The 25,924-nt window shown below is 64.8% G+C and carries 29 protein-coding genes and 2 pseudogenes; 14 read left to right on the top strand and 17 right to left on the bottom strand.

All coding sequences use genetic code 11. The features are described from left to right. Positions 1-59: 59 nt before the first annotated feature. Together gatA and gatC are read right to left on the bottom strand one after the other, a co-directional pair. The gene (gatA, locus tag VI123_RS07080; protein WP_336337319.1) at positions 60-1,337 is read right to left on the bottom strand and encodes an Asp-tRNA(Asn)/Glu-tRNA(Gln) amidotransferase subunit GatA; all 1,278 of its coding nucleotides are present in this window, start codon (positions 1,335-1,337) and stop codon (positions 60-62) included. 1 nt (position 1,338) lies between these two features. Beyond that, positions 1,339-1,617 (bottom strand): Asp-tRNA(Asn)/Glu-tRNA(Gln) amidotransferase subunit GatC, encoded by a 279-nt coding sequence (gene gatC, locus VI123_RS07075; RefSeq protein WP_336337318.1) that lies wholly within the window; start codon positions 1,615-1,617, stop codon positions 1,339-1,341. Positions 1,618-1,839: 222 nt separating this feature from the next. On the opposite strand from gatC, the gene VI123_RS07070 reads away from it, so the two are divergent. After that, on the top strand, positions 1,840-2,814 hold the full coding sequence (locus VI123_RS07070; protein ID WP_336337317.1) for a transcription initiation factor IIB: 975 nt from the start codon (positions 1,840-1,842) through the stop codon (positions 2,812-2,814). Between the two features lie 43 nt (positions 2,815-2,857). Then, the gene (locus VI123_RS07065) at positions 2,858-3,334 is read left to right on the top strand and encodes an NUDIX hydrolase (protein ID WP_336337316.1); all 477 of its coding nucleotides are present in this window, start codon (positions 2,858-2,860) and stop codon (positions 3,332-3,334) included. Positions 3,335-3,341: 7 nt separating this feature from the next. On the opposite strand, the gene VI123_RS07060 is transcribed toward VI123_RS07065, so the two are convergent. The 6 genes and pseudogenes from VI123_RS07060 to VI123_RS07035 form a co-directional block, all read right to left on the bottom strand. Beyond that, on the bottom strand, positions 3,342-4,436 hold the full coding sequence (locus tag VI123_RS07060) for an asparagine synthase C-terminal domain-containing protein (protein WP_336337315.1): 1,095 nt from the start codon (positions 4,434-4,436) through the stop codon (positions 3,342-3,344). After that, the gene (locus VI123_RS07055; RefSeq protein ID WP_336337314.1) at positions 4,436-5,122 is read right to left on the bottom strand and encodes a PHP domain-containing protein; all 687 of its coding nucleotides are present in this window, start codon (positions 5,120-5,122) and stop codon (positions 4,436-4,438) included. Before VI123_RS07055 ends, VI123_RS07060 begins: the two co-directional genes overlap by 1 nt. A gap of 246 nt (positions 5,123-5,368) precedes the next feature. Then, positions 5,369-6,604, bottom strand: coding sequence for a TIGR04347 family pseudo-SAM/SPASM protein (locus VI123_RS07050; RefSeq protein WP_336337313.1), 1,236 nt, complete (start codon positions 6,602-6,604; stop codon positions 5,369-5,371). Next, positions 6,601-6,915 (bottom strand): Htur_1727 family rSAM-partnered candidate RiPP, encoded by a 315-nt coding sequence (locus VI123_RS07045; RefSeq protein ID WP_336337312.1) that lies wholly within the window; start codon positions 6,913-6,915, stop codon positions 6,601-6,603. Before VI123_RS07045 ends, VI123_RS07050 begins: the two co-directional genes overlap by 4 nt. A gap of 277 nt (positions 6,916-7,192) precedes the next feature. Continuing rightward, positions 7,193-8,293: pseudogene (locus VI123_RS07040) on the bottom strand (transposase); the annotation flags it as partial. A gap of 175 nt (positions 8,294-8,468) precedes the next feature. Continuing rightward, positions 8,469-9,636, bottom strand: a pseudogene (locus VI123_RS07035) (ISH3 family transposase). Between the two features lie 75 nt (positions 9,637-9,711). On the opposite strand from VI123_RS07035, the gene VI123_RS07030 reads away from it, so the two are divergent. Both VI123_RS07030 and VI123_RS07025 read left to right on the top strand, forming a co-directional pair. After that, on the top strand, positions 9,712-10,740 hold the full coding sequence (locus VI123_RS07030; protein WP_336337311.1) for a hypothetical protein: 1,029 nt from the start codon (positions 9,712-9,714) through the stop codon (positions 10,738-10,740). A gap of 280 nt (positions 10,741-11,020) precedes the next feature. Further along, the gene (locus VI123_RS07025) at positions 11,021-11,233 is read left to right on the top strand and encodes a hypothetical protein (RefSeq protein WP_336337310.1); all 213 of its coding nucleotides are present in this window, start codon (positions 11,021-11,023) and stop codon (positions 11,231-11,233) included. Positions 11,234-11,536: 303 nt separating this feature from the next. Here VI123_RS07025 and VI123_RS07020 read toward each other — a convergent pair whose 3' ends face one another. Both VI123_RS07020 and VI123_RS07015 read right to left on the bottom strand, forming a co-directional pair. Further along, complete coding sequence (locus tag VI123_RS07020) at positions 11,537-12,541, bottom strand: Cdc6/Cdc18 family protein (protein WP_336337309.1); 1,005 nt, start codon at positions 12,539-12,541, stop codon at positions 11,537-11,539. 265 nt (positions 12,542-12,806) lie between these two features. Further along, on the bottom strand, positions 12,807-13,958 hold the full coding sequence (locus tag VI123_RS07015) for a multicopper oxidase domain-containing protein (protein ID WP_336337308.1): 1,152 nt from the start codon (positions 13,956-13,958) through the stop codon (positions 12,807-12,809). A gap of 211 nt (positions 13,959-14,169) precedes the next feature. On the opposite strand from VI123_RS07015, the gene VI123_RS07010 reads away from it, so the two are divergent. The 3 genes from VI123_RS07010 (at position 14,170) to VI123_RS07000 (ending at position 15,256) form a co-directional block, all read left to right on the top strand. Further along, on the top strand, positions 14,170-14,547 hold the full coding sequence (locus VI123_RS07010; RefSeq protein WP_336337307.1) for a helix-turn-helix domain-containing protein: 378 nt from the start codon (positions 14,170-14,172) through the stop codon (positions 14,545-14,547). 2 nt (positions 14,548-14,549) lie between these two features. Further along, positions 14,550-14,849: a DUF7521 family protein gene (locus VI123_RS07005; RefSeq protein ID WP_336337306.1), complete on the top strand. Its 300-nt coding sequence runs from the start codon at positions 14,550-14,552 to the stop codon at positions 14,847-14,849. A gap of 110 nt (positions 14,850-14,959) precedes the next feature. Continuing rightward, a complete protein-coding gene (locus VI123_RS07000) occupies positions 14,960-15,256 on the top strand; it encodes a DUF7521 family protein (RefSeq protein ID WP_336337305.1) in 297 nt (98 codons plus the stop codon). Positions 15,257-15,258: 2 nt separating this feature from the next. On the opposite strand, the gene VI123_RS06995 is transcribed toward VI123_RS07000, so the two are convergent. Then, complete coding sequence (locus tag VI123_RS06995; protein ID WP_336337304.1) at positions 15,259-16,572, bottom strand: hypothetical protein; 1,314 nt, start codon at positions 16,570-16,572, stop codon at positions 15,259-15,261. A gap of 89 nt (positions 16,573-16,661) precedes the next feature. Between VI123_RS06995 and VI123_RS06990 the strand changes: the two genes are divergently transcribed. After that, positions 16,662-16,931, top strand: a complete 270-nt coding sequence (locus tag VI123_RS06990) for a DUF2249 domain-containing protein (RefSeq protein WP_336337303.1) — start codon at positions 16,662-16,664, stop codon at positions 16,929-16,931. Next, on the top strand, positions 16,928-17,200 hold the full coding sequence (locus VI123_RS06985) for a glutamyl-tRNA reductase (RefSeq protein WP_336337302.1): 273 nt from the start codon (positions 16,928-16,930) through the stop codon (positions 17,198-17,200). The genes VI123_RS06990 and VI123_RS06985 overlap by 4 nt, the downstream gene beginning before the upstream one ends. Before the next feature lie 2 nt (positions 17,201-17,202). On the opposite strand, the gene VI123_RS06980 is transcribed toward VI123_RS06985, so the two are convergent. Beyond that, positions 17,203-17,514, bottom strand: coding sequence for a cupin domain-containing protein (locus VI123_RS06980; RefSeq protein WP_336337301.1), 312 nt, complete (start codon positions 17,512-17,514; stop codon positions 17,203-17,205). Then, positions 17,511-17,744 (bottom strand): DUF2249 domain-containing protein, encoded by a 234-nt coding sequence (locus tag VI123_RS06975; protein WP_336337300.1) that lies wholly within the window; start codon positions 17,742-17,744, stop codon positions 17,511-17,513. The genes VI123_RS06980 and VI123_RS06975 overlap by 4 nt, the downstream gene beginning before the upstream one ends. 88 nt (positions 17,745-17,832) lie before the next feature. Here VI123_RS06975 and VI123_RS06970 point away from each other — a divergent pair, with 88 nt between their 5' ends. Both VI123_RS06970 and VI123_RS06965 read left to right on the top strand, forming a co-directional pair. Then, positions 17,833-18,366, top strand: coding sequence for a hypothetical protein (locus VI123_RS06970; protein WP_336337299.1), 534 nt, complete (start codon positions 17,833-17,835; stop codon positions 18,364-18,366). A gap of 261 nt (positions 18,367-18,627) precedes the next feature. Continuing rightward, a complete protein-coding gene (locus VI123_RS06965; RefSeq protein WP_336337298.1) occupies positions 18,628-18,915 on the top strand; it encodes a hypothetical protein in 288 nt (95 codons plus the stop codon). 15 nt (positions 18,916-18,930) lie between these two features. Here VI123_RS06965 and VI123_RS06960 read toward each other — a convergent pair whose 3' ends face one another. Further along, the gene (locus tag VI123_RS06960) at positions 18,931-19,296 is read right to left on the bottom strand and encodes a hypothetical protein (protein WP_336337297.1); all 366 of its coding nucleotides are present in this window, start codon (positions 19,294-19,296) and stop codon (positions 18,931-18,933) included. A gap of 227 nt (positions 19,297-19,523) precedes the next feature. Here VI123_RS06960 and purL point away from each other — a divergent pair, with 227 nt between their 5' ends. After that, complete coding sequence (purL, locus tag VI123_RS06955) at positions 19,524-21,689, top strand: phosphoribosylformylglycinamidine synthase subunit PurL (protein ID WP_336337296.1); 2,166 nt, start codon at positions 19,524-19,526, stop codon at positions 21,687-21,689. A 10-nt stretch (positions 21,690-21,699) separates the two neighbouring features. Here the strand turns inward: purL and VI123_RS06950 are convergent, their stop codons facing one another. From VI123_RS06950 to VI123_RS06940, 3 genes are read right to left on the bottom strand one after another with little or no spacing between them, the layout of a single operon-like run. Next, entirely contained in the window at positions 21,700-22,911 is a 1,212-nt protein-coding gene (locus VI123_RS06950; RefSeq protein WP_336337295.1) for a sensor histidine kinase, read from the bottom strand. 3 nt (positions 22,912-22,914) lie between these two features. Beyond that, positions 22,915-24,126: an FIST signal transduction protein gene (locus VI123_RS06945; RefSeq protein ID WP_336337294.1), complete on the bottom strand. Its 1,212-nt coding sequence runs from the start codon at positions 24,124-24,126 to the stop codon at positions 22,915-22,917. Positions 24,127-24,180: 54 nt separating this feature from the next. Beyond that, complete coding sequence (locus VI123_RS06940; protein ID WP_336337293.1) at positions 24,181-24,372, bottom strand: DUF7550 family protein; 192 nt, start codon at positions 24,370-24,372, stop codon at positions 24,181-24,183. 105 nt (positions 24,373-24,477) lie between these two features. Here VI123_RS06940 and hisF point away from each other — a divergent pair, with 105 nt between their 5' ends. Both hisF and VI123_RS06930 read left to right on the top strand, forming a co-directional pair. After that, positions 24,478-25,293 carry an imidazole glycerol phosphate synthase subunit HisF gene (gene hisF / locus VI123_RS06935; RefSeq protein WP_162413059.1) on the top strand — a complete coding sequence of 272 codons (816 nt, stop codon included), beginning with the start codon at positions 24,478-24,480 and terminating at the stop codon, positions 25,291-25,293. Between the two features lie 191 nt (positions 25,294-25,484). After that, the gene (locus tag VI123_RS06930) at positions 25,485-25,892 is read left to right on the top strand and encodes a hypothetical protein (protein WP_336337292.1); all 408 of its coding nucleotides are present in this window, start codon (positions 25,485-25,487) and stop codon (positions 25,890-25,892) included. Positions 25,893-25,924: the final 32 nt, after the last annotated feature.

Raw genomic sequence — 25,924 nt, 5'->3', positions numbered from 1 at the left:
GGCACCGCTCGTCGAAAAACGTGGGCGAAAAACCGCTCGCTTCGCATGGCGCTCGCGTCCTACGCCAGCGCGCTTCCCGCACGGATAATCTCGCGCTCGCCGAAGGCCGGCCCGACCAGTTGCAGGCCCACGGGGAGTCCGTCGTCGGTCTCGCCGGCCGGCACGGAGATTGCGGGGAGGTTCGCTAGGTTCACGGGGGTCGTGTTGGCGTCGGCCAGGTACATCGTGAGCGGGTCGTCCAGGCTCTCGCCGCGTTTCATCGGCGGGACGGGCATCGTGGGCGAGGCGAGCACGTCGGCGTTTTCGAGCGCCTCGTCGAAGTCCTGTTTGACCCACGCGCGGGCGTCCTGGGCCTTCTTGTAGTACTTGTCGTGGTAGCCCGCCGAGAGGGCGTACGTGCCCAGCAGGACCCGGCGCTTGACCTCCTCGCCGAAGCCCTCCTCGCGGGCGTCGGCGAACGACTCGTTCCAGTTGCCCTCGTAGCCGCCCGACTGTCCGTAGCGGACGCCGTCGAACCGCGCGAGGTTCGACGAGGCCTCGGACATGGCGATGACGTAGTACGCCTCGACGGCGTGTTCGACCGACGGGAGGTGGACCTCGTGGTAGCTCGCGCCCTGTGCTTCGAGGTCGGCCATCGCGTCCCAGAACGTCTCGACGACGTCCTCGTCGGCTCCGTCCAGCAGTTCGGTCGGGACGCCGATGGAGAGCCCGTCCACGTCGCCGTCGGCGGCCCCGGCGTAGGAGCCGTCGGCCTCTGGAGCCTCCTGGGTGGTCGCGTCGTGCTCGTCCGGGCCGGCGATGACGTCCAGCAGCTCGGCGGCCGCTTCGACCGAGGGCGCGATAGGGCCTATTTGTTCGAGGCTGTTTGCGTAGGCCACGAGGCCGTACCGGGAGACCAGCCCGTAGGTCGGTTTGATGCCGACGACGCCGCAGAAGGCGGCCGGACAGCGGATGGAGCCGCCGGTGTCGCTCCCCAGCGCGAGGTCGGCGTCGCCGGCGGCGACGACGGCGGCCGAGCCACCGGAGGAGCCGCCCGGAACGCGGCCCTCAGCGACGGGGTTCTCGACGGGGCCGAAGGCCGACGTTTCGGTGGTCGTCCCCATCCCGAACTCGTCCATGTTGGTCTTGCCGGGGATGGTCGCGCCGGCGTCTTTCAGCCGTTCGACGACCGTCGCGTCGTACGGCGGGACGTAGTCGTCGAGCATCGCCGATCCACAGGTGGTCCGGACGCCCTCGGTGGAGATGTTGTCCTTGACCGCGACGGTCCGGCCCGCCAGCGGGCCGTCCTCGGCCCCCTCGATGGTCTCGTCGGTGACGTAGCCATTGTACTCCGTCATCTCACGACACCTTCGGCCCTTTGAACTGTCCCGCTTCGGTGTCGCTGGCGTTCTGGAGCGCTTCCTCCTGCGAGAGGCTCTCACGTACCTCGTCGGGGCGCATCACGTTCGATAGTTCGGCGTCCCGGTCTGTCTCGGGCACGTCGTCGAGCGCTTCGAACGCGTCCAGGATGTCGACGAACTGCCCGGTGAACCGCTCGATTTCGTCGTCTGCGAGGTCGACGCGGGCGAGGTCGGCGACGTGCCGGACCTCCTCGGGGTCGACGGCGGGGTCGCTCATGTCGGGGCGGAGTGCTGGATGCGCGGTAAGCGTTTCGAAACACCGGGACGAAAATATAGGTTTGGTAACATGAACTGAAGCGAATACACAAGAATTGCCAACTCTTGTTTCTCGTTTCGAAAATTGGACTTCAGAAACAGACAAAAGTTTTAAGTCGCCGCGGATATAACAATTGGTTACAACACGTTTTTCGGGTACGATACCCGGTTGTCCCCCCAACAAATGACCGATACCAGCATCCGCCGATACTCGAACGAGCGCGAAACGGAGACAGAGCAGACGGAGGAAGCGGAGTCGGAGTCACTCGTCTGTCCGGAGTGCAACGGGTCGCTACTCTCCGACAGCGAGCGCGGCGAAACGGTGTGTGAAGACTGTGGACTGGTCGTCGAGGAGGACGAAATCGACCCCGGTCCCGAGTGGCGCGCGTTCGATTCGAAGGAGAAAGACGAGAAGTCCCGCGTCGGCGCGCCGACGACGAACATGATGCACGACAAGGGGCTCTCGACGAACATCGGCTGGCAGGACAAGGACGCCTACGGCAACTCCCTGTCCTCGCGCCAGCGCGAGAAGATGCAGCGCCTGCGCACCTGGAACGAGCGGTTCCGGACGCGGGACTCCAAGGAGCGCAACCTCAAGCAGGCCCTCGGTGAAATCGACCGGATGGCCTCCGCGCTGGGCCTGCCCGAGAACGTCCGCGAGACGGCAAGCGTCATCTACCGGCGCGCGCTCGACGAGGACCTCCTGCCCGGCCGCTCCATCGAGGGCGTCTCGACGGCGTCGCTGTACGCCGCCGCCCGGCAGGCCGGCACGCCGCGTTCGCTCGACGAGATTGCGGGCGTCTCTCGCGTCGAGAAAGACGAAATCGCCCGCACCTACCGCTACGTCGTCCGCGAGCTGAGCCTGGAAATCCAGCCCGCCGACCCCGAGAGCTACGTCCCGCGGTTCGCGTCGGACCTGGACCTCTCCGAGGAGGTCGAACGGCGCGCCCGCCAACTGCTCCAGAACGCCAAGGAGGAGGGCGTCCACTCCGGCAAGTCGCCGGTCGGCCTCGCCGCCGCCGCCGTCTACGCCGCCTCCCTGCTCACCAACGAGAAGGTGACCCAGAGCCAGGTCAGCGAGGTGGCCAACATCTCGGAAGTGACCATCCGCAACCGCTACCACGAACTGCTGGAAGCGGAAGACAACATCCACCCCTGACGGGTATCGTAACCTAAACCACCGGCTGTCCCGTTCGGTCGGTATGGAGACGACCCGACATTTTGTCGCCACCGTCTACGTCGTCAGCGACGGCCGCGTCGCGCTGCACGAACACAGCAAACTCGACATGTGGCTGCCCGCCGGCGGCCACGTCGACCGCGACGAACTGCCCCACGAGGCGGCGCTCCGCGAGACGCGCGAGGAACTCGGGCTCGACGTGGACCTCGTCGCGCCACAGGAGGCCATCGAGAGCGAGACGGTCCGGTCGATACCCCAGCCACAGCACTTCCTGCTGGAGGACATCAACGTCACCGCCGAGGGCGAGGTCGGCCACCAGCACGTCGACTTCATCTTCTACGGCCGGGCCGACAGCCGCGACATCGAACCGGGGCCGGGCGAACAGCCAGCCGACGACTGGGAGTGGTTCGCCCCCGAGGACCTGCGGGGCCGAAGCGACGAACTCCCGTCGGACGTCGTCGAGGTCGGCCAGCGCGCCATCGAGGCGGTGCGCGAGGCGTAGCCGCGGCTCAGTCGACCAGCGACTCGACGTACTGGGTGACGTGGTCGTCCATCCGGCGCTTGTAGCCGGCCTGCCGGGCGAGGCGGTCGAGTTCGCGGGCCGCCAGCGAGCCGTACTGCGCGGCTTTCTTGTCCCGGGTCGCTATCGCCTCGGGGAGCGAGCGGCGGGCGGCCGCCCGCAGCGCGACCTTCCGGGTCTCGCCGTCGACCAGCAGGTCGCCGCCCAGTCGCAGGGCGGCCGCGACGACGCGGTCGTGCAACAGCGGCGTCACCGGCTCGACGCCCGCGGCCCGCAGCGCGAGCACGTCCCGCTCCAGCTGGTCCGGGAGTGTCGCGACGACCTCTCGCTGTGCGCCCCTGACCGTGTCGGCCTCGACGCGGGGGTCCTCAGGTGCCTTGGCGACCTTCGCGTAGCCGCCGAACAGTTCGTCGGCTCCCTGCCCGAGCGCCAGCCGGTCAAAGCCGTCCGCCGCGACCCGCTCGGCGGCGAGGTACAGCGGGAGCGCTATCTGTACGTCCATGGCGTTCGTCCGCCCCGTCGCGCGGGCGATTTCGGGCACCGCCCGTTCGATGGCGTCGTGGGTGAGTTCCACGACGCGCACGTCGGCCCCCAGCAGGTCCGCGGCCGACCGCGCCGCGTCGACGTCGTGGCTGTCGGGGAACCCGGCGACGTACAGCGGCGCGTCGAGCCGCGCCGCGAGCAGCGCTGAGTCCACGCCGCCGGAGAAGGCGATTGCCAGCCCGCCGGTGTCGACGGCGTCGACGCTGGTCTCGACAGCCGAACGGACTGCCTCGGTCGCCGTCTCGCGGTCCGGAAACGGGTCGGGCGACGGCAGCGTGAAGCGGCGTCTGGCTCCGTCGCCGTCGCGGACGTACCCAGCGGGGAACGACCGCGGGTCGGCCAGGGCCGTCGGGTCGTGGCTCCACTGTTCGGGGGCGACCCGTCCCTCGTCAGCAACGTCACGCTCCACGAACAGCGGGTAGCGCCCGAGCACGTCCCGGACGAGCGTCCCATCTAGTTCGCCCGCGAACCCGCCGGTCCCCGGGAGGGGGGCGCCGCGTTCGAGCGCGTCGGCGACGGCGGCCGCGTCGGCCCCCTGCATCACTGTAGGAGCTCCGCGATGCCGTTCTTGACGCGTCGCTTCGCCCCGCCGGCGGCCTGCCGGAAGCTAATCCGCCACGGCGTCCGCTTGCCCTCGACGGTCGTCTTGCCCGCCCGAATCGCGTCGAGAATCGCCTCGACCGTCGGCTCGTCCGTGCCGACGTTGGTGACCGCCTGGCCGACCATCTCCGCGATGTGGGCGTCGCTGCCGGCGGTCATCGGCAGGCCCTGCCGTCGCGCGAACCGCTCGGCCTGCCGGTTCGAGCGCCCGGTCAACAGCCGGGAGTTGTACACCTCGATGGCGTCGGCCGTGGCGAGTTCGGCCTTCGAGATGTGCTCTAGAACGCCGTGGCGAGACTCCTGGAACGGGTGCGGAACGACCGCCAGCCCGCCCTGCTCGCGGATGCGGTCGAGCGTCTCGTCAAAGGGGAGGTGGGGCGGAATCCCCTCCTGAATCCCCAGCGCGAGGACGTGTCCGGCGGCACACGTGACCTCCATGCCGGGAATCCCGACGAGGCCGTATTCCGGGGCGAGCTCGGCCGCCCGGAGGCTGGCGTCGATTTCGTCGTGGTCAGTCACGGCCAGCGCGTCCAAGCCGACGGCGCTGGCCTGCTCTAAGAGGAGTTCGACCGGGTCCCGGCCGTCGTACGACAGCGACGAGTGCGCGTGTAGCTCAACCGACTGCACAGGTGGCGATAACGGGGGGCAGGGCAAAAGCGCCCCGGTCCGCCCCAGTGCTCACAGAGAACAAAACCGGCCGCCGTGTCCAGGGCGGCCGACTGCCCGAAGGAACGCCCATTCTGTCCCACGAGACTGAGCGTGTGCTTTCCCGACGACACGACCGTCAATCGACGGCCGCAGCCACTAGTTGCCGGTACGGCGGAATGAGTCGTCTCCCTCACCTTGGTGGGGATTAAAGTAGGGTCGTCCGGGTCAGTCGGCCGAACTCCCGCCGGCTATCGAGTTCCTGCCAGTGTCGAACGGAAGCGGGCCGCGCACCTCGGCGTCCTCCAGGTAGCACTGCGGGTCCGGGGCGAACAGGTCGTCTTCGACGGTGAGCGCACGCAAGCGGGACGCGCCCCGACAGACCTCGGCGTAGCGGCAGTCGGCGCACTTCCCGGAGAGGTGGTCCTCGCGGTTCCGGAGCGCCCGGAGCAGCGGGTTCGACTCGTCCTCCCAGATGTCGCCGAACGGCCGGTCGCGGACGTTGCCCAGCGAGTACCCCTGCCAGAACTGCGTCAGGTGGACGTTGCCCTGATAGTCCACGTCGGCGACGCGCTCGCCGGTCGGGTCGCCGCCGTTGACCCGCAGGTACTCGTAGACTCGCCGGGCCTGGGCCTCGCTCATGTGCTCGCGGGCGTACTCCACGAGATAGGCCGCGTCGGCGTAGTTCCCGACCAGCAGCGTCTCTATCTCCTCGCCGCGGTCGTGGTACCCGCGAGTCATATCACAGACCCGCTTGACCGCCTGCCGGCGGTCGGCCGGCGTGAGGTCGGCGTCGACGATTTCGGTCCCGCGGCCGCCGTAATCCAGGTGGTAGAAACAGAAGCGGTCGACGCCCACGTCGGTCAGCAGGTCGACGACCCCCTCCAGGTCGGCGGCGTTGCGCTCGGTGATAGTGTACCGGAGCCCGGTCTTCAGGCCCGCGTCGAGGCAGTTCTCGATGCCCTGAACCGCGCCCTCGAACGCGCCGTCGACCCCGCGGAAGTCGTCGTTTCGCTCCGGCAGGCCGTCGACGGAGACGCCGGCGTACTTGAGTCCGGCCGCCTTCAGCGACTCGGCGCGCTCCTCGGTGATGAGCGTCCCGTTGGTCGAGAGCACCGGGCGGACGCCGACCTCGTTCGCGTAGGCGACCAGTTGTTCGAGGTCGTTGCGGACGAGCGGTTCGCCGCCGGAGAACAGCACCACCGGCGCGCCGTAGTCGGCCAGGTCCTCCAGCAGCGCCTTCCCCTCTGCCGTCGAGAGTTCGCCGTCGGCGATGTCGGTGTCGGCGGCCGCGTAGCAGTGGTCACAGTAGAGGTTGCACTGCTTGGTGACGTTCCAGACGACGACCGGGCGGCGCTGTTTCCGGTCGCGTATCTGGCGTTTGGTCGACTCGTCGGCCGCGTCGTACCGGAGACCGTCGCCCTCGGCGTCGAGGTCACAGAGCAGTTTCGAGACCGAAATCATCCGTTCTCACCCCGGAGCGTCTCCGACTCCATCTCGTCGACGCTCATCGTGGCGTCCTCCCCGGTCGCCCCCGACCCGAGGGCCGCCTCGTCCGTCTGGTAGCGGTGGGTCTCGTCGGCGGGACACAGCCACAGCGTGACGGCGGTCCGGCCGAACAGCGACGCGGCCTGCTCCCTGGCGATGTCGGCGGACGGCGCGCTGACGCTGCCGACGTGGGCCAGCGGGTCCGCCGTCTCCTCGCGGACGAACACCTCCCACTCGCGACTCGTTGCGCCCCGCGGGGCGTCCACCTCGTGGTCGAACTCTTCCATACCCCTCTGTTAGTCTCCCCAAGAAAAACGGGACTGGCGTGTTCTCAGCTACTGGGAACTATCCGGCCGCCGGCCGCACATTTCTCGCAGATAGGGGAGCTACAACCGGGAATAGCGAACTATTCCGATTAAGCATATGATTTTAGTTCTGGAATAAAATCAGTCGTCGAAACTCATCAGTTAATGTTAGTATATTAATCACATTGTTAGGAAAATAACGGGAAACCGCGATAGCTGCTGCTCAAGATTCTGCAAGCCGAAGAATCAGATCTACGGACTACCCGATCTCGCGGAGATACGAACCTAACGCTCTGACGAAGGTTCGGAAGCCGACCTCTGGAGGTGAGCGAATCTCTCTATCTTTCCCCACCTTGATGAGATAGTCCGTCAGCCGCCAGAGGTTGTAGAGCAGCGCCGTCAGCACGAAGTTAGTGAAGCGAACCCGATAGTCCATCGAGGAGGTTCGGGGCAGCAGTGCCTCGATTGACTTGTACTGGTTCTCGATGTCCCATCGGCGGCTGTATTGATTCACGACGGCATGGATCTCATCTGGGGCGACATGATCTCGGTTTGTGACGTAAACGCCGTAATTACCGTCGGCATCGTCATCATCGACTGGCGCGTAGATGAATTCTGCCGTGTGGTGAACCTCACCGTCTAACCCCATTGGAACATCGTGTTTGACGCCAGCGTCGACACCGTCAGTCGTCTTGATATCCTCGATGGACTCCAGTTCATCCGTATATTTTGGAACCGGCGAAAGGTACGTCAGACCCCGGTCCTCGACAGCGGCATAGACCTCTTTGCTGTAGAAGCCCCGGTCGAACATCACCGCGTCGAGGTCCACATACTGCTGTGCGCTATCCAACAGCCGTGAAACAAGGCTTGCTTTCGAATAAGATGGGGCATCGTCTTTCTCCCAATTGGAATTTTCTTTGACTGGCTCAATACCGAGGATGATCGGAGTCATATCACCTACCAGCGTGATTGTGGCGTACTTGAAGCCACGTTTGTATTCGTCATCTTTCTTGTAGCCACTCGCCATTCGTGGGAAGGTCGTGTTGACTATCCCTCGTTCTCTGTCCTCCCACGGTGAGGTCCAGATTCGCTCATACGTGATATCGATGGCAGCGACCTTCTCACGGTCATCGAACGGGGTATCTCCACGGATTGAGTTGATGATATTCTCTGTTGCACTATCGAATGCACTCATCAACTCATCACGGATTCGGTCGATAGCTGGCATTCGATCATCGTCGAGAAGTTCGTCAATCGTGAGCTGTGCATCTCCGTCTGTGGGTGTGGCGAACTGCTTGAGAACGCGGAGAATCGTCGACCCATCGGCAGTCAAATCATCATCTGTGAGCCAGCCGTATTCTCAGTACCTCACAAAGCATCGCCAGTTAACCTGACCTGAGCCACCTGTCCTGCTGTGATGAGTCGTCGGTAACGGTCGAGCGATGCTGATTGAGGGCGGAGCTGTCGCTGTCGGCGGCGCTTCGCCGCCGACGCGACAGCGTTGCCACTCACGAAGAAGCGGGCTCGGTCAGTGCCTACCGGTGGAACCGGTCGTCAGGTGGCCGGTTTGCGGGGACGGCCCGACGCACCGCGAGGGCCGTCCACGCAGCCCTCCGAACCATATTGACGAACTCCTTGTACGGCCACCACCAGAGGCGACGCCCGCCTCGGCGGGGCGTCGCCACGTATTCGTAGTGGAGATACCGCCACGCGTTCTGCAACAGCAGACTCAACACGACGTACAGCAGTCTCACCGTCGCGTTTCGCGTCGTTGTCGTCGCTATCGCTTGCTCAGACAAGCGATAGCTCGATTCGATACCGAACCGTTTGCTGTAGTGGTATCGGGCCTGGCGTGGTGTGTCGATGAACGGCGCGTCAGCGGCGTAGCCGTGACGCGCCACGCCGTGGTCGTCGTACCGTCCATTCAGGTACGTACAGTCGATGTAGACGGGAAACTCGACGGTCACAGCTGTGACCGTCGAGTTTCCCTGTCAGGTCGTGTTGAATGACGCGGCTCCACCCTTCCGAGAGTTCCTGCTGAATCTCCTTCCCCCACCGGATGATCGGCATCACGTAGGCGTAGTTGTGCACCTGGAGTAGCGTGAGACACTTGCTGTCGTAGAAGCCGCGATCGAGGTAGACGGCCTTGACCTCGGTGTCAAGGCCGTCGAGTACTCCAAGAAACTCCGCGAGGACGCTGCTGGCGGTGTCGCCGTCTTCGAGACGGCGGACCGCCAGCGTGTAGCGTTTGTTCTTCACACGCGCGTACAGTGTCGCGTAGGCGTGGAACGCGGTGGTTCCGCGCTTGGCTTCGGAGTGGTAGAGGCCGTCTGTGTCGTCTTCGTCACCGTAGTAGGGCCGCAGGTGGAGGTCTGCGCAGACCTCCACCTGCTCGGGGAGCAGTTCGACGATATCCCGACGAAGAAGCGTGTTAGCGACTCGTTCGAGCCGTTCCGGCTCGAACTTCGTCCGGAGGTGGTAAAGGATCGTGTTTGCAGGCGGTGAGTTCTCGCTGGAACCACATAGCGTAGAGACCGAGGTCCCGTCGGCGCATGCGCCGACGAGGACCTCGTAGATGTCCTCAGCGTCGATTTCAGCATTATCGCCGAGGTCAAGATCGATTTCATCGCTGAGCGTGTTGACGAGAAAGTTAAGGAGCTGGTCTTCGTGGATCTCATTGTCTGCTTGCTTGGTCTTGAACACACCATCAGCAAGCAGACGTTCTAACTAACCGGCTTTGTGAGGTACTGATACTTCTGTTCTTGTGCTGAGACAGCCTTGGAAAACTATATTCGAGGTCGTATTGATGAACTGGATGACTCACATCGAGAGGTAACTGTAGAGAACGTTGTCCAGCTATTTCAGGACGAAATCAAAGAAAAGGCTCTAAAAACCGATTTTGAAAGTCTTGAAAACATAATAGACGTATTCCAATTTAAACCAGATCTTTGTCATAGGTGTAATCAGGTAGTCCCCAAGCTCCGTTTCTGCCATGAAATGTATGGAACAGTCTTCAAGCAGAATTATGGGTGGTATATCAACCAGCGACAGTATCAGTACGGCTTCTACGGGAACATCGGGACTCAGACACCGTTTGTCGAAGAAATCCCTGACGACATACTGGAATTGGTAGATGACGAACTAGAGAATAACTTTGAATCCAAGACTCAGCGGCTACAGAAACTTAGAGCAAAAAGGCGAAAACGCGACCGGAAAATCAATGAAGAGCGGAAAGAGCTACTCAAGAAATACGCAGATTCAGATAACCCAGACTACCATCCCGGGGATATAGACGGGGACCATATCTACGAGATAAAACAGGAGTACAACGAGAAACCACGTCTTCCTCCCGATGAGGCAGACGAATTAGAGGAGTTAGAGGAACTTGTTGAGGAAAATTGGGATCGGGTTTCAACAGCTATAGAGAACGAGGTTCGACAGGAATTCGGTCATCACGAAATCGGGAGTCGTTGGGAGAGCGAGACGGTCCTCTACAATCTTATAGAGTCGAAGTACGGCGACGAATACACGATCAAACGTCACCACAGACCAGACTGGTTAGAAGGACTCGAGCTGGACATCTTCATTGAGGAAGCTCAAGTTGGGGTTGAGTATCAAGGTGTCCAGCACTACGAGATTGTCGAGGCTTGGGGTGGAAAAGAGGGCTTAGAAGAACGTCAGGAGAGGGATCGTCGGACAAAGGAACTGTGTAAAAAACATGGAATTGAGCTGGTAGAAGTTCGGTATGATGAGGATATCTCAGAAGAAATAGTTGGGAAAAAGGTTGAACCAGCAGTAGAGAGTTAGCGGAAGTAGCTCTCCAGGGTTTGCTTGAAATCGTTCTTCAGCTTCCTCTTCTTTTGGGATACTCTTCTCTACTTGGCCCTTGCCCAATCTGGTGAAATAACATTCAGTCTGCTGATATTGACCCTAATTGGCCTGCAAAACATAGAGATTCTATTCAGCAGTCGGCCCTCCCTGGTTTCACAGGGATTGGATGAATCCGTCGGTCAGTAGACTTGCCCATTGAGCACCTCCGTACTTTGTTGGAAAAAATTCAAGCTCTATTGCCAGCAACTAGATTTTAATGCTCGACAAGATACTTGGATTCGCCGTTATTGGAATCCCATTATTTTCAGCAGGAACAGTTCTCTCGCTCATCCGCCAAGCTTCAGAGCTCCTCCTAAGTGGGCCGGACAAGAAATCAGATTGTAGTGATATGGACTGGAAATACGTGACAAGTGGGTTTGGAGCGACGACCGCTGAGGAGTATGAACGAGTCGTCGTAGAAGACCATTGAATAATATTGCTTGCAGGTATGTCGAGTCATCTTGGATAGCCGAGGTTTTAATACTGATGCCTGTTCTCCTTGGTTCGATGCCCCCGAGAAGTATGCTTGACGAAAGCGAGTACAGGTGTCCAAGCTGCGGCTCTACAGAGACTTACGTTCATAAAGTGAATGACAACTTCCTTTGCTCAAACTGTGACTTCTCAGCAGCAATTGAGGAGGTGGCCGATAGGTAACGCTACTGTACGACCAGCTTATAACCGATTAAATGAAAAATGAATCACTTCTCTACTCTAGACGAAGGTATCCATTCAGTCAGGTTTGCGGGCTATACGACCGTCCTTTTGTATTTCCTGATGCGACGACGAGATTGTATTGTTCTAGCTTAGAAAGATAGTTCCTCATAGTTCGCCGCGTTTTGGCAGAGTCGACTTCAGTACAGTACTGTTCGTAGAGGTCGCCGCCACTGATTTTCCCGCTGTCGGTGATGATATCGTAGAGAATCTGCTGGTGGTCGGTGAGCTTGTCTGTCGTCTTCTGTCGGATTTCCGAATTCGCTTCCGGAACTGCCTCTCGGATTAGTTCAGCTGTGATTTGGTCATACTCTCGCTGGGATGCCATCCTAGTCGCGTTACGAAGGATACCAATAGCAGCGCGGGCATCGCCGGCAGCGTGGTCCGCAATCAGTTCCATCTCGTTCTGTGCGAGTGCGTCTGGCCTGAGTCCCCACCGCGCCCGATCCTCGATGATCGACACCAACTCCGCCAAGTCGTAGTTGTTGAACCGAATGCGGGGGCAGTTCTGGAGTCGGCTATACAGCCGTTCATCAAGCAAACTGAACACGTCTTCCTCGCGGTTCGCAATGAGAATCATTGTGAGATGAGGAATCCGATGGAAATCGTAGAGGATTTTCTTATCTTGGAGCTGGTCAACCTCGTCGAGAATAACCACGTAGTGTGCGCCGTCGTACTCGCGTAGCCGCTCTAACAGCTCGTCTTTCGGGGTTGACTGACGGTGGATGTCCCACGTCTCGTTGATTCCGTCGAGAATCCGGTAGAGTGTCTTGAATCGGCTGTAATCCTCCCAGCAGTTCACGTATTGGTAGTTCAGGTCGACAACGTTCTCGCGGAGTTGCTTGACGGTGTATTTGGCGATGCAGGTCTTCCCAGCCCCAGACGGCCCGTACAGGAACGATGGCTCCGGGCGTCCCTCGGTCATAATCGGACGCAGTGTGTCGGAGAGGTGGCTCACCTCGGCAGAACGGTGTTTCACCTCCCGAGGGATGAACTCGGGCTGTAACACGCGAGCGTTGGTAATCATATGGAGTGATTCGGCAACCATTCGGATAAACGGAAGGGTGCGGTTTCCGAATCTTCCGAGAATCGCTCTCTACCGTCACCTCAGCGCCCTCAGAACAGACTTATCAGAAACCTTTTGATTTGTAGAAATTCACCTACCGAAGCTCTGGCGGCCGTGACGTCCGAATTCCGTATAGCGCTACCTGATTTATCACCGGAGCGTGTCCTCCGTCCTGGGAGTTCCACGAAATTCCCCCGAAACGCGGCTCGACGCCCGGAGCGTCGTGTTACGCGTCGTAGCCGGCGTAGTCCATCAGCTGTTTGAAGATGTCGGTGTCCATCGCTTCCTTGTAGACGACGCCGGTGACCATCCCGCCGGGGTAGGCGGTCCCGTTCATCGCGTGGCTGACCTTGTGGCAGTGCGCGAGGTAGATGCCGGGGTCGGCGTCGGCCTCGAACTCGATGGTGTGCCGTCCGGCGGGCGGGATGCTGGTGATGTCCTGGTCGTGGCGGGCGGCCGCCGGAATCTCCCCGCCGTCCTTGTGGGTCACCTGGAACCGGTGGTTGTGGATGTGCATCGGGTGGTCCATGTACCCGTTGTTACACATGTGGATGCGGACGGTGTCGCCCTGCTCGACGATGATGGGGGAGCCGTCTTCGGGGTGGAGCGTCCGGGGGGCCGCCTTGCCGTTGATGGTGAACGTGTCGGGGCGGCGGTTCCGGGCGTCGTAGCTGGCGTCCATGCCGGCCATCTGGCGGTTGAGCCGGGAGTCCCACTCCTTCAGCGTCATGAAGTACTCCTTGTCGGCCGGTTCGTACCCCTTCGGGTCGACGCGGAAGATGCCGTACATCCCCATGTCGATGTGGCGGTGGGTCTGGTAGTGGCAGTGGTAGAGGTGGGTACCGGGCACGTTCGCGGGGATGGTGTAGGTGTGCTTCTGACCCGGGTCGATGCGGATGCCAGTGGTGGTCGGGACGCCGTCGTCCTCCCACTGCTTCTGGACGGCGTGGAAGTGGACCGTGTGCGGGCGCATGCCGTCCGTGTTGTCGAACGTGACCTCCATGTCCTCGCCCTCGGTCGTCCGGAGAATCGGACCGGGGACGCTGGGTTCGCCGTCGTCGGCCTTGAACGCCCACACCTGCGGGAGTTCGACGGGGCCGCCCATCGACTCGCCGGGGTGGGCCTCGTGTTTGGCCGGGACGGAGGACAGCGTCACCTCGCCGCCCTGCTCGTCGACGTTGACGATTTCCGGCGGCGACGTGGTCGGAAGGGTACTGTCGGTCTGTGCCGGGGTCGTGCCGGTGTCGACTGACTCGTCGGTCGGCACCTCACCCGGCGCGGTACAGCCCGCGAGCGCGGCCGTGCCGCCGAGGCCGGATGCTTTCACGAAGTCGCGGCGGGAGATGCCCGAACCGGGTGCGCCGATCTGGTCTTCCATAAGCACTTGGCGATAAGACACCTCAATATAAACCCCTGGAGGGGAGTTCCCGGACCGACAGAACCGTTCTCAGCTGCTGGGAACGAGCCCCGGAGTACGTATAAGACCCCCATATTTGCGTGCCGTGAGGCGGCGACGTCGGCTGTGTCGGGCGGTAAGCGGTCCTAAGTCGGTTAGATTAAACGTCTCGGGCGGGCACTGTCGAGCAAAGATGGTCCGGGACCCCTTCGCTGACGAGGAGACGCCGGAGTTACAGGCGGTCCTCGACGCGCTCGACGACGAGGACTGTCGCGCCATCGTCAGCGTCTTGGAGGAACCGTTGACGGCGAGCGAGATATCCGACCGGAGCGGCGTACCGCTGTCGACGACGTACCGGAAGCTCGAACTGCTGACGGAGTCCTCGCTGCTGTACGAGGGCGTCGAGGTCAGGTCGGACGGCCAACACGCCAGCCGGTACGCTATCGACTTCGAGGACGTCGTCATCAGCCTCGACGAGGAACTGTCGCTCACAGTCGATATCTCACACCGCGCGCGGACGCCGGACCAACGGCTCGAAAACCTCTGGTCCGAGGTACGAAAGGAGACATAACAATGGTACACATCCCAAGCTCAGAGGTCGGCATCGTCGTCTCGAAGACACTGATACTCATCCTCGGCGGACTGATAACGTACTACTCCTATCAGGCGTACAGCCGGACACAGAGCCCCCAGCACAAGTGGCTCACGTACGGGTTCGGGGTGGTGACATTCGGTGCGTTCGCCGGCGGCGTCCTCGACATCGCCGTCAGCAGGTATCTCGGTCAGCAACTGCTCTCGGTGAGCGTGTTCACGTCGAGCGCGCTGACGGCCATCGGGCTCGGCATCATCCTGTACTCGCTGTACGTCCGATAGCGGCCACCGTAGGGAAACGGCTGTCGACGGAAGCGGGCCGGGACAGCGGGATTCTCACCGGCTGGAAACGCGACGGACGGTATATTTACCAGCACGTGTCACTGGAAGCCATGCTCGGAGCGAACGCAGTGCTGTTAATCGTAACGAAGACGGTCACGCTGGTCTGTGGTGCGATACTGACGACGCTGACATACCGCGCGTACCGCCGTACCGAGAGCCCGGCGATGCGAGCGCTCTGTCTCGGCATCGGGTTCGTGACGCTGGGCGCAATCCTCGGTGGCAGCCTCCACCAGTTCATCGGCATGCCCGTGGCAAAGAGCGTCACCGTCGAGGAACTGTTCACCGCCGTCGGGTTCTTCGTCCTGACCTACTCGCTGTACACGGACCAGCCGACGACCGCGGGCTGAGGCTACGGGTCCTCGGCGGGCGCTCGCGCACGGCCGGTCAACAGCGCGGGCAGCGACTGCGGGCCGTGTTCGACCAGGACGGCGACGAGGTTGCCCGCGAACAGCACGGCCCCGAGGAACGCGGCGGCCCCGGCGACCAGCGCCGTGCCCTCGGGCATCCCGCGCCACTGAGTGCTCACGAGGAGGACGTACGCGATACTCAATCCGAGACCGTCGCCGGCGGCGATTCGATGGTCGTACAGGTCGTCGACCATCGGCACGTCCTCGAAGCCGAGCCGGTCGCTGTAGCGGTGGACCCAGACGACGAACGGGACGACGTGATACAGCGTCCCGAGGACGACGAAGCCGACAGCGCCGACGAGCAACACCGTCGCCGGCTGGCCGAGGAGCCCGGTGTACCCGAGGGGGTCGGCCCACCACGCGGGCACCGTCAGCCCGACCCAGAGGCACAGCGACAGCGCCGCGACGCCGTAGCGGGTCAGCATCGGCGACCACTCGACGCGGGCACCGACGAGCTGTCGCGCCAGGAGCGCCGCCACGACGCCGAGCCCGGCGGCGACGAGCACTGCCCCCAGCCGGGCCAGGGCGGGTGACCCGACCAGCCGACCGCCGGCCAGCGCGAGGACGCCGAGCGGATAGAGGGCCGTCTCCGCCCGCTGTGCGGCCGCCGCGACCTTGCCGGTGTCGGCCTGGGTGAACATGGGCGCGAGCTGTGCCAGCGCGCCCGCGACGGTCGTCAGGACCGCGCCGAACACGGCGAGCGTTCCGTGGGCGAGCAAGAGCCCGTGCCGGCCGATGCCCAACAGCGGGAGGACGCCGACGGCGCGGTCCATCGCCAGCACGAACCCGGCGGCGGTCACCATGGCGAAAAACACTAGCGCCCAGCCGAAGTGGACCGCCGTCACGTCGGGCGCTGCGTCGAGCAGCGTCCGGCCGACGTTGTAACAGAGCATCCAGACGCCGGCCAGCGCGAACGCGCCGCCGACCGGTAGCAGGGCGGGGGTCGCCGTCAGGAAGCCGGTCGCCAGGCCCGCGAACCCGACCGCGGCGAGTGGCAACTGCGTGGCCGCCAACCGGTGTGAGTGGAGGTCGGTCCCACACCAGACCGGGACGAACTGCGTCAGCGCACCCATGATGGTGAGACAGACCCACCCCGCGAGCAGGAGGTGGACCTGCGCGAGGTGTCCGGCCCGTCCCCCGGCGACGCCGACGCCGACACCGGCGACCAGGTACGCCAGTGCGACGACGAAGTGACGCAACGGAATCGTCATCGGCGGTGCGGCGCTCGCGTCCACGTCGGCAGGTATCCCGCTCATTACCGGCTAGTACGGCCCCGGCCCTGCTGGCAGTAGGGGCGAACGTGTTCGGCAAAAGGGTCGGCCCGTGCGGGGCCGAACACGAACATATGCCCTCGAACCGGCCCACGGCCTTGCTCACGGAGACGGGCGCGCCCGCCGACGCACCGACCGACCGCATCGACGTGCGGTCGCTCGGGCCGCCGAAGCCGCTCAAGCAGACCCTGGAGCGGCTCGCGGACCTGGACGACGACACCGTTCTCGTCCAGTTCAACGACCGTGCGCCCCGGCACCTCTATCCGAAACTCGACGACAGGGGCTACGACTTCGAAAGCGTTGAGACCGACGACGCCACAGTGACTGTCATCTGGCGCAGATGAGTCGGAACACGGAGTCCCCCGTCGACGTCGAGGAGGCGATAGCCCGCATCGACAGCCGGGGCGCGAAGATTCGGCGGGAGCAGCTCGACCGGACGCTGTCACAGTTGCAGGCTGACGGCGAACTGACGGCCGACCAGCGGATGGCGGTCGAGCGGCTGAGCGAGCGCCTCGTCGACCGGCTGCTCGCCGTCCCGCGGTCGAGCCTGGAGGACGCGGCGAAAACCGCGGACGACGAGCGCATCGAGACGGCGATGACCCTCTTCGAGTGAGGCTACGCCGACGCCAACACGAGCAGCGCCTCGCTGTCCGCCGTCGCCGCGGGGGAGATGTCCTGGTCGCCGTCGAACCGGACGACGTCGCCGGCCGAGAGCGACAGCGTCTCCGCGCCCAGCGTCAGGTCCACGGCACCCGACCGGAGGTAGAACACGATGTGCCGACCGGGATGGCTGTGGGCCGGTATCGACTCGCCCGCGTCGAGGGACAACTGGACGGTTTTCGGCTCGCCGTCGAACAGCCGCGCCCGGCCGCCCTCGTCGCCGTCGAGGGTCGCCCGCTCCGTTCCGGACTGTCGGGTCCCGCTCATCGTTTCGGGAGGTCGGCGACGTACTTCTGTGGCCCTTCCCGTTCGCACTGGTAGTTCGCCGCGTCGAAGGCGTCGACTTCGGCCTGCATCTCGTAGAACAGCGGTTTGGGCTCGTGGTCGTTGATAATCCGGAGCGTCTCCCCGGCCGACAGCGTCTCGAAGGAGTCGTGTATCTTCGAATGCCGTTCCGGCGGTGGCGTCTCGCGCAGGTCGAGTGTCGTTGCTGGCATCACTCGGAGTTCGCCGGGGGCCGGCGAGGGACTTCTCCCGAACGCGTTCGGGAACAGGCCCTGATGGCTGGCCCGCGTTCGATACGGTATGAGCCTTCTCTCCGGCCTCCGCGGCGGCTCAGACGTCGGGTTCGACGGCTACGGCGCGTTCGTCGCCGACCACCTCCCGGACCCCGGTCCGTTCCTGTCCGAGACGGCGGTGCTTTCCGGGGCCGACCACGCCGCCTTTCACCGGCTCACGATGGACCTGTTCGACGAGCGGGGCGTGTACGACATGACCTTCGGGTACAACCTCGCGCGGCTGAACTTAGACCACCGGCATCCGGACGCCGGCTTCCGGTACGGCCGCGAAGCGGACGAGCAGGTGTTGCGGGCCGAGTTCACGCCGACGACCGAGTTCTGCCCGCAGAGCGACACCCTGACCGTCGGCGCGTTCCGCGCCTGGAACGGGCTGTCGGAGTGCCACGAGTACGACCTCGTTCGCGTCCGCGTCAGCGGGGAACACCACCAGAGCGCCGACATCAACGACAAACTGCGGCGGCTCGAAACGCAGTACCGACAGACCGGCAAACTCCGGGCCGACGACGAAACCGACTCGGCCGGGGAAGACGTGCCGTTCTAACAGCGACCGCTCGTCGCCGTCCCGCCCTCCGGCCCTGCCGAGGCAGTCGCGCCCCGGTGGACGACACTTGTTTCGACGGTCGAAAACATGGAAAAAGTTATACGGTTCGCTCGTCGACATATCGGACACCGAGCCGACTGGGTGGGGCCGTCGGTGGTTCGTCGGCCAGTAGCGGCTATCCGTTGGCCACGGAGGGCTATCGAGACACGATGAGACCGGGTCACTGCCACACCGTCATAGCCGTTCAGGAGGGGTGCTGAGATGAGCGGCCGCGACGACAAGCGGCTGCTGGGACTGGGACTTCTCGTCGCGGTCGCCGTCGTCGGGGCCGGCGTCGGGACCATCGGTCTCACCGGCGACTCGCCCCCCGACCGACCCGACGCCGAAGGGACGGCCGCCCCGACCGAGCCGCGGCCGACAGGGACGCCGGAGGGCATCGGAACCGTGAGCGGCGGTAGCGCGTCGCCGCCGCCGAGTGCGCTCCTGAGCGAGACGCCGTCCGACGGCCGGCCCGACAACGGCACTGCCGGTAACGCGACGGGTGGCTAGCCCGGTCGTGGCCGGTCAGGAGAACAGTAGCCTGAGATTGAAGCCGGTCACGCAGAGCCCCAGCACGGTCAGCAGCACCGGCGGCCCGTAGTACAGCAGCGGGTCCTCTTCGAGCACGCCGCCCCAGAGGCTCACGCCGAGACAGCAGTAGATGACGAGGAGTTTGAGTCCGAGGAAGCCCCCGCCGCCGAACGACTGAATCGCCCAGCGGATGGCCGGGTTCGCCTCGGTGAAGTCCGGGACGAAATAGACGATGGCGATAGTGGTGACCACGTCGCCGACGCCGTAGGTCGCCAGGGCGACCGCCCACACGCTGGAAAACGACCTGCCCGAGAAGGAACTCCCCTCCAGTGTCAGCCAGTCGCTATCCCCGGACCCCATCCTGTGCCGGGGTACGTCTAGCGGCCATATATACTCGGAGGCCCAGTTATCTGATTTGAAAAGGAACCGGACGCCGTCGCGTTAGGGAGCGACGACTCCGCCGCTGGAGCGGCCAGCGCGTGGGAAGGCGGAACCGCGGCGCAGTGTGTCGCGGCAGGCGACGGTCGCGTGCTGCCGGCGCGGGTGCATGGAAAGGGACTTATCGTACGGGCGGCCACGACGATGTAATGAGCCTGTCCGACGCGGACCACGAACTCGTGGTCGAGGAGATCGGTCGGGAGCCGACACGGGCGGAGGCCGCTCTCTTCGAGAACCTCTGGAGCGAACACTGCGCGTATCGCTCCTCTCGCCCCCTGCTGTCGGCGTTCGACTCCGAGGGCGACCAGGTCGTCATCGGCCCCGGCGACGACGCGGCCGTCGTCTCCCTGCCGACCCACGGCGACGGCGAGGAGATGTACATCACGATGGGCGTCGAGTCCCACAACCATCCGTCCTACGTCGACCCGTTCGACGGGGCGGCGACGGGCGTCGGCGGCATCGTCCGCGACACCCTCTCGATGGGCGCGTACCCCATCGCGCTGGCCGACTGCCTGTACTTCGGCGACTTCGAGCGCGAGCACTCCCGCTATCTCTTCGAGGGCGTCGTCGAGGGCATCTCCCACTACGGGAACTGCATCGGCGTCCCGACCGTCGCCGGCAGCGTCGCCTTCCACGAGGACTACGAGGGCAATCCGCTGGTGAACGTCTCCTGTATCGGCCTGCTGGAGCCCGAGCGGACCATCACCGCCGAGGCGCAGGAGCCGGGCAACAAGCTGGTCCTCGTCGGCAACGCGACGGGCCGTGACGGCCTGGGCGGCGCGTCCTTCGCCAGCGAGGACCTCGCCGAGGACGCCGAGACCGAGGACCGCCCCGCGGTCCAGGTCGGCGACCCCTACGCCGAGAAACTGCTCATCGAGTGCAACGAGGCGTTGCTGGACGAGGACCTCGTCGAGTCGGCCCGCGACCTCGGCGCGGCGGGCCTGGGTGGCGCGTCCTCCGAACTCGTCGCCAAGGGCGGCCTCGGCGCGCGCATCGAACTCGACCGCGTCCACGAGCGCGAGCCCAACATGAACGCCATGGAGTACCTGCTCGCCGAGAGCCAGGAGCGGATGGTCTACGAGGTCGCGCCGGAGCACGTCGACCGCGTGGCCGAACTCGCCGAGCGCTTCGACCTGGGCTGTTCGGTCATCGGCGAACTCACCGAGGCCGGGACGAACTACGTTTGCACGTTCGAGGGCGAGACGGTCGTCGACGTCGACGCTGAGTTCCTGGGCGACGGCGCGCCGATGAACGACCTCCCGAGCGAGGCCCCACCCGAGCAGGAGCGCGACCTCCCGACGGTCGCGATGGACGAGGCCTTCGAGCGCATCGTCGCCAGTCCGAACTGCGCCTCGAAGCGCTGGGTGTACCGCCAGTACGACCACGAGGTGCAGGTCCGCACCAGCGTCTTGCCGGGCGACGACGCGGCGCTGCTCGCCGTCCGCGAGGCCGGGACCGGGCTCGCCTTCTCTGCCGGCGCAGACCCCAACTGGACCGACGCCGCCCCCTACGAGGGCGCTCGCGCCGTCGCGCTGGAGAACGCCACGAACGTCGCCGCGAAGGGTGCGACGCCCCACGCGGCCGTGGACTGCCTGAACGGCGGGAACCCCGAGAAGCCGGACGTCTACGGCGGCTTCAAGGGTATCGTGGACGGGCTGGCCGACATGTGCGGCGACCTCGACGTGCCGGTCGTGGGCGGCAACGTCTCGCTGTACAACGACTCCCAGACCGGCCCGATTCCGCCCACGCCGACGCTCGCGCTCGTCGGCGTCAAGGAGGGCTACGACGCCCCGCCGATGTCGCTGTCGGGCGAGGGGACGCTCGTCGTCGTCGGGGACAGCGCGCTCGAAGGCGAGGCCGACCCGCGCCTGGGCGGCTCCGAGTACACCGCCCAGTTCGGCGGCACGGACCGCTTCCCGGCGCTTCCGGACGACCCCACGGCGCTCGTCGAAACCGTCGCGGAGGTGGCCGACGCCGACCACGTGCTCGCCAGTCACGACGTGAGCCACGGCGGCCTCGCGGTGACGCTCGCCGAGATGGTTCACGAGGACGCCGGCGCGACCGTCGAAATCGAGACGGTCGAGCGCGGGACCCGCAAGCGACTCCTGTTCAACGAGCGCCCCGGCCGCGTCGTGTTCGAGACGACCGACCCGTCGGCCGTCCGTGAGGCCTTCGACGGCGTCGCGCCGGTGACGGAACTGGGCGCGGCTAACGGCTCGAACCACCTCGACATCACCGTCAACGACGAGACGGTCCAGTACGACGCGGGGGAAATCGCCGACCTGCGGTCGGTCATCGACGACGAACTTGCCTGAACTGCGACGGTCACCAGCGGAAATCGAACTTTGCCCCGCCGGCCTCGCTTTCTGTGACCGCGACCGACCAGCCGTGGGCCTCGGCGATGCTCTGGACGATAGAGAGGCCAAAGCCCGTCCCGTCCGAGTCCGTCGAGTAGCCGTGCTCGAACACCCGCTCGCGGTCGGCGGCGGGGATTCCGGGGCCGTCGTCGGCGACGGAGAAGCCGTTTTGCCCGCTCGACGCGGCGTCGGTGACGACCACCTCGCAGTCCGTGCCGGCGTGTTCGATGCTGTTCCGGTAGAGGTTCTCGAACAGCTGCTGGAGGCGGTCGGGGTCGGCCTCGACGGTCGCCTCGGTCTCGACCGTGAGCGTCGCGTCGGCGGTCTCGACCTGTTGCCACGCGTCCGTGGCCACCGTGGCGAGGTCGACTGTCGTCGGCTCGCCGACGACGCGGCCCTGCCGAGCGAGGGCCAGCAGGTCATCGAGCAGGCGCTCCATCCGTTCGTGGGCCTCCGAGACGGCTTCGAGCCCCTCCCGGACCGCGTCGTCCTCGACGGCGTCGAGGAGGAGTTCGGTGCGCCCCGAGGCGACGCTCAGGGGATTGCGGAGGTCGTGGCTGACGATGCTGACGAACTCGTCGAGGCGCTCGTTCTGGTGTTCGAGCTGCTGCTCGCGGCGCTTGCGGTCGGTGATGTCGGTGTAGATGCCGTACCCCTCCACGTCGCCGGCGTCGCGGCTGACGATGACGCTCCGGAACAGGTAGGTCCGCGCTTCGCCCGCCGCGGTCACCCGCGTCACCTCCGTCTCCCCGGAGTCACGGAACCAGTCGGCCGCCACGTCTCCCGGCTCGTAGTCGGGCGGGGCGACGAGCGACCGGAGCGGGCGGTCGACCGCCTCGCTCCGGTCGTAGCCGAACGCCGCTTCGAAGGCCTCGTTGACCGAGGTGACGCGGGGGTCGCGCTGGTCGAACGCGACGACGACGGCCGGGTTCGGGATGTTCTCGAGCAGCGCATCGAAACGCTCCTGGGCCGCCAACTGGACGCGGAGTTCGCTGGCGACGAGTTCGATGTAGCCCTCGCTGTTGTGCTGGATGACCTCACAGACGTCCCGGGCGTCCGCGTCCGAAAGCGTCGTCTCGGCCGCGATGCCGATGTCGGCCATCGCCTCGTCGACGATTGCCGTCGCTTTCTCGACGCCAACCGTCTCCGCGAATTTCGAGACGAGTTCTGACTTGTCCATGTATCACTCGGGGAACGCGAACAGCACCGTCGACGTGTTGTGAAAGCCGCTCAACTGGCCCGTCTGCATGCACAGCTCGCCGTAGGTCTCGAACCCGGCGAAGGGGGCCGAGAGCGCATCGTCGATTGCCTCGACCGCCTCCGGGAACGCCTCCTGGAGGATGATTTCGCGGCACGCACAGTCGTAGACGAACCCGCCGGCGAGGCCGCCGTCGCCCAGTTCGACCGCCTCCTGTGCGGCCCGGCCGGCCGACTCGACTTGGCCTGCCCGGCTCCCGTGCATCACGCGGAGGACGGTCCCCTCCGGGATGTCGACGGCGAACTCGAGTGCGCCCTCCGCGGCCACGGCGACTCGCGGCCACCGAATCTTGTACGCGTCGCCCTGGTCGATGCCGAACTCGTAGGCACCGAGCAGCATGTACAGTTCGTCGGACTCGGGGTCGAGCGCGTCGACGGAGACGTCGAACCGCTCGGCGACGGAGTCCCGGACGGCGTCTTTCCACACCTCGAAGGCCGGTCGGCCGCCGAGTTCGCGGACGACGTTCCCCGCCGCGTCGGTCACTTCCCACGGCTCCGAGACCGGTTCGTGGCCGTGGTCCATGGAGATGACGGCCCGCTGTTCGCCGGAGACGAGCACCAGCACCAGAGCGTCCTCCGCGACCGTCTCCCCGCAGAACACCGGCGTCGATTCCATCCGGTAGTCGTCCGAGGCCGCGCCGCCCGCGAACCCGACGTGGGGGCCGAGCCGGCGCTGAATCGCGAGCGCGAGCCGCTCGCCGATGCCGGACAGCCCGTCGTGGAGCGCGATGGCCGACTGGTATGGGTAGTCCACGTCGTCCGGGAGTGCTCGGACCGCGTCCCTGACCGTCCCCTGGACGTTCTCGCCGAGACCGGTCGCCACGGCGGCGTCGAACCGGAAGGAATCGCTGGTGACGAGCGCGACGGCGACGCCGTCGTCCATCGTCCGCTCTTCGGTGAACGTCCCGTTGGCCGAACAGCCAACGACGACCGTCTCCGCGTCGACGACCTCGCGGACGGCCGTCAGGACCGCTTCCGGGTCCAGTGCCGCCGCGGCGAACACCTGACAGAAGTCGATGCGGTCTGTGGCCAGTCGCTCCCTGGCCGCGGTCGCTGCCTCGCGGCCGGCGCGGCGTCCGACGGTCGCCGTCGACGTTCCCGTCGCGACCGTCGTCCCGACTGGCGTCTCAGACGACACAATATTCGGCTATTATCACGGAGAAACTTATACACACGCTTTCAGACGGGCCGTTCAGGCCAGCGCCAGCGCGATACCGAACGTAAGCACCAGTCCGACGAGCAGGACGCCGAGCCCCGTACCGACCTGTGACATCGTGAAACCGCTCTGCGGGGCCGTCGACCGAAGCGGTGGTTCTCGCGCGGGGAGTTCGACGTGTTCGGGGTCGTAGTCCGGTCGGTCCTCCTCGTGGTGGTCGTCTGCCATGGGCGGTGGTTCTTGGGCGGCGTACGTGTAGCTGTCGGATTGTGGCCGACGGTTTGCGCCAGCCGAAACCGTCAAACGGCCCTGTGGCGAACCCACGGATACCAGATGACTCTCACGAAGCGAATCATCCCCTGTATCGACGTGGACGTGGACGAGAACGGGGACGCGGCCGTCTACACCGGCGTCAACTTCGAGGACCTGGAGTACACCGGCGACCCGGTCGAGATGGCCAAGGCCTACAACGAGTCCGGGGCCGACGAGTTCGTCTTCCTCGACATCACCGCCTCCGCGGAGGGCCGCGAGACGATGCTCGACACGGTCTCGGCCGTCGCCGACGAGGTGTTCATCCCGCTGACCGTCGGCGGTGGCATCCGCACCCGCGACGACATCAAGGAGACGCTGCGGGCCGGCGCGGACAAGGTGTCGATCAACTCCGGGGCCATCGCCGAACCGGAACTCATCGACGAGGGCGCGGCCGCCTTCGGCAGCCAGTGCATCGTCATCTCCGTCGACGCCCGCCGCCGCTTCGACGACGAGGGCGAGTACTACGCCGAGGTCGACGGCGAGTCCTGCTGGTTCGAGTGTACCGTCAAGGGCGGCCGCGAAGGAACCGGTCTCGACGTCGTCGAGTGGGCCACCGAGGCAGAGGAACGCGGCGCGGGCGAACTGTTCGTCAACTCCATCGACGCCGACGGGACCAAGGACGGCTACGACATCCCGCTGATGAAAGCCGTCTGTGACACCGTCTCGACGCCGGTCATCGCCTCCTCGGGCTGTGGCAGCCCCGCCGACATGGAGGAGGTGTTCGTCGACGCCGGCGCGGACGCCGGCCTCGCCGCCTCTATCTTCCACTTCGGCGAGTACTCCATCGAGGAGACGAAGGAGTATCTGGACAGCAAGGGGATTCCGGTGCGGTTGTGAGACGGACGGTCCGAACGGAGTGAGGACCGGCTTTTTCACCCACGTTTTTGCCGCGAGTGGAGGTCGTGGGCCTCCCGAGCGGCAAAAAGGTGGAAGCCGAGTATCTGGACAGCAAGGGAATCCCGGTCCGGTTGTAGCCGAGGCACTTCGTGGCCGACAGGATTTAACCGCGGTCGTATCGAGTATCGTGTGTGAAGCAGTCTACCTACCGCTATCTCGGCCTCTTCGACCTGGCTCTCCTCGGCGCGTTTTTCGCCGTCTTCGGCGTCGGCGCGCTCGCCGTGAATCCGGTCCTCGTCGGGATGCTGGTCGCTGGCGTCGGCCTCCTCCTCGCCGGCATCGTCGCGGCCGTGTCGGTCGGGCCGGTGACGGTCACCTGGCGGCACTTCGTCGGCGTCTCCTACGCGGTGTTCGCCCTCTCCTGGCCGGCGACGTACGGCCCGGCGGTAGTCGCCGGAACGGCGACGGGAACCGAACTCGTCCTGTTTCTCACGATGACGGTCGGTTCGCTCTCGCTGTTGGCGAACGGCTACGACGTGTTCCGCGACGGGCGACACTTCGACGTGGACGCCGACGTCACGCGGACCGTCGCGCTGTGACCGTGGCGGGGCCGGCATCGGGCAGGCTTTGT

It is taken from the genome of Haloarcula sp. DT43 (assembly GCF_037078405.1).
Classification (GTDB): domain Archaea; phylum Halobacteriota; class Halobacteria; order Halobacteriales; family Haloarculaceae; genus Haloarcula; species Haloarcula brevis.
Note: the sequence above shows the minus strand (reverse complement) of the source record. Positions and strands in the feature narration are given on the sequence as shown.